Source organism: Methylomonas sp. BG-2 (genome assembly GCF_057766305.1).
Genome location: NZ_JBYMAP010000372.1, coordinates 1 through 2,586 on the forward strand (window position 1 = coordinate 1; position 2,586 = coordinate 2,586).

3 protein-coding genes are annotated in these 2,586 nt (G+C 63.3%); all 3 read left to right on the forward strand.

Features of this window, described 5'->3' with window-relative positions; genetic code table 11:
• Positions 1-523: helix-turn-helix transcriptional regulator (locus AC3B8H_RS20275; protein ID WP_488443330.1), on the forward strand; the 523-nt coding region annotated here is incomplete at its 5' end.
• The gene (locus AC3B8H_RS20280) at positions 523-2,340 is read left to right on the forward strand and encodes a sensor histidine kinase (protein WP_488443331.1); all 1,818 of its coding nucleotides are present in this window, start codon (positions 523-525) and stop codon (positions 2,338-2,340) included. The genes AC3B8H_RS20275 and AC3B8H_RS20280, both read left to right, overlap by 1 nt.
• The coding region (locus AC3B8H_RS20285) for a hypothetical protein (protein ID WP_488443332.1) at positions 2,330-2,586 on the forward strand (257 nt) is incomplete at its 3' end. The genes AC3B8H_RS20280 and AC3B8H_RS20285, both read left to right, overlap by 11 nt.

Below are 2,586 nucleotides of genomic sequence, written 5' to 3' on the forward strand. Positions count from 1 at the left end.
GTTTTGGCGGATTTTAAACGACGGCCATCCGCCGGCGCTGGCCGTCGTGGATTTTTGGTTGCCGGAAGGTGCCGCGCTGCCGTTGTTGGCGCAAATGAAACGGGAGCATCCGGCAACCCGGCTGCTGGCGGTCAGTGCCGACGACAGTGCCGCCGTGGCGGACAAAGTCCGCGCGGCCGGCGCCGACGGTTTTTTTCATAAACAGGAAGCTCCGGCTATTTTCGGCCGCGCGGTCGCCGCGTTGTTGCGCGGCGACGCTTGGTTTCCGAGCGGCCGCGCCGGTCCCGAGCCGCCGCCGAAGGAATGGCCGGTCACCGCCGCCGAACTGGGCTTGACCGTCCGCCAGGGTCAGGTGTTGGGGATGATACTGAAAGGCTTGCCGAACAAGCGCATCGCTTTGAACCTGTCGTTGTCAGAGCAAACCGTCAAGGAGCATGTCTCGGGAATTTTGGAACGGCTGGGCGCGCGCAACCGGGTCGAAGTGATTACCCAGTTGCGCGGCAAAACCTTGGACGAGCCTTGATGAATACCGCCGGCCGCGCGGCCGATTCCGCCCGAGTCTTGCGCTTCGAAGACGTGAGTTCCGCCGGCCAGGCCCGACTGCTGGATATGACGCATAACCGTTTGGTTTACAGCGTCAGCATCATCCCTTTCGTCGGCCTGCCCTTTGTGTTCTGGAAACATCAGCTCGACCAAAATGCCGGGGGACTGCTGGTCTGGACCTTGTCCTACTTGATCGCGGTGGTCGCCGTCCGCCTGCAACAACGGCGATATTTGCGCGACCGGGATCGGCTCGAACCGGCCGAGGCGGTCGCCAGATGGCTGCCGCTGATTTCGCGGATGGCGCTGGTTCACGGCGCCGGCTTGGCGGCGTTGGTACTGATCGTCTTAGGTCGGGTTCCGTTCGAGTACGTTTTGACGCTGTACATGAGCCTGGCGGCGATCATGGCGGCCAACGCTACCCATCAATCGCCGGTGTTCAGCGCCTTCAAGCGCTTCTTCGTCGCCAGTTGGGGCGGCTGCACGCTATTGACGCCTTGGGCGTTTCCCGAGCACTGGCATTTGGTTTTACCCTTATGCCTGAGTTACGTGTTGTCGATACACCGGCATTCCTCCATCGCCCATCGCTTCTTTTTGCAACAGATCAAGCTGGAGGAAGACAGCGCCCGGCTCGCCGAAGATTACCGGCTCGCCAAGGAACAGGCCGAAGCCGCGCTGCAAGCCAAAAACCGCTTTCTAACCACCGCCAGCCACGACTTGCGCCAGCCGGTGCATGCGATGGGTTTTCTGATCGAATCCATTTCCCGCCGCAATCGCGATCTGCTGCTGAGTCCGGCCTTGGACGACCTCAGGCAAAGCGTGCAGTCGGTGACCCAGATGTTCAACTCGCTACTGGATTTATCCAGAATCGAATCCGGTGCCCAAGCGGTCAATCCGCAGATTGTGGCGTTGGACCCGATGATGAACGATGTCGCCACGTTGTTTCGCGAAGAAGCGCGAGTCCGCCAAATCGACTTACGGGTGCGCGCCAGCGGCGGCCAAGCGCTGGTGCGCGCCGACCCGTTGCTGCTGCGCCAGTCGATGATCAACCTGATACAAAACGCGCTGCGCTACACCCAACGCGGCGGCGTGTTGTTGGCGGTTAGGCGCCGGGGTAACGGTTGGCGCTTCGAAGTGTGGGATACCGGCGTCGGCATTGCCGAAGACGACCGCCAACGCATCTTTTCGCCGTTCTTCCGTCCCGAAAATGCCTGGCGCATCGATAACGCCGGCCACGGCTTGGGCTTGGCGGTGGTCGCCCGTTGCGCCGATTTGATGGGTATCAGCCAGGGCTTGAGTTCGCGGGAAGGCAAGGGCTCGCGGTTTTGGCTGCAATGGCCGGCGGACGAAATTGCCGAACGGCGCGCGGCGGTTCGCGCTCGCGACTTCTCGCCGGCGGGGCGGGGCGGCCGTCTCAAAGGCCGCTGCTTGGTGGTCGATGACGAACCGCAAGTGCGCGGCGCCTGGCAATCCCTATTGGCGGCCTGGGGCGTGGAGACGGTCTGCGTCGCTTCCGGCGGCGAAGCTTTCGCCGCCATCGCCGGCGGCTTCGCGCCGCGGGTCGTGTTCTGCGATCAACGTTTGCGTTCCGGCGAAAGCGGTTTCGAGTTGTTGCAAGCCTTGTTGGAGCGCTGCCCAAACGCGGTCGGCGCGATGATCAGCGGCGAATTCGATTCCCCGGCCCTGCATCACGCCGATCGGGAGGGCTATCTGGTGTTGCACAAGCCGGTCGATCCGGATGCGTTGCATGCGCTGCTGAGCCGCTGGCTGCCGGCGGGCGAGGCGGTCGATGCCGAATAGCCGAACCACGGCCTGGATCGGCCTGACCGGCGCCATCTACTGGGGTTGGGGACTCTGGTATTGGCCGCAAGCGTCCCAGCCTTACGACGCCGTGCGGCAGACGATCAGCGAGTTGGGTCGGATTTCGGCCGACAACGCCGACCTTGTCAATCTGGCTTGGTCATTGCCGCTGGGGTTTTGGCTGAGCTGGGCGGCTTACCGGGCATACCGGAATGCCGGCCACTCCGCCGAGGCGCGGCGCGGCTG

Excerpts from the sequence above, each read along its gene's own strand:
- AC3B8H_RS20280 (WP_488443331.1), top strand. The coding sequence starts at position 523 with ATGAATACCGCCGGCCGCGCGGCCGATTCCGCCCGAGTCTTGCGCTTC.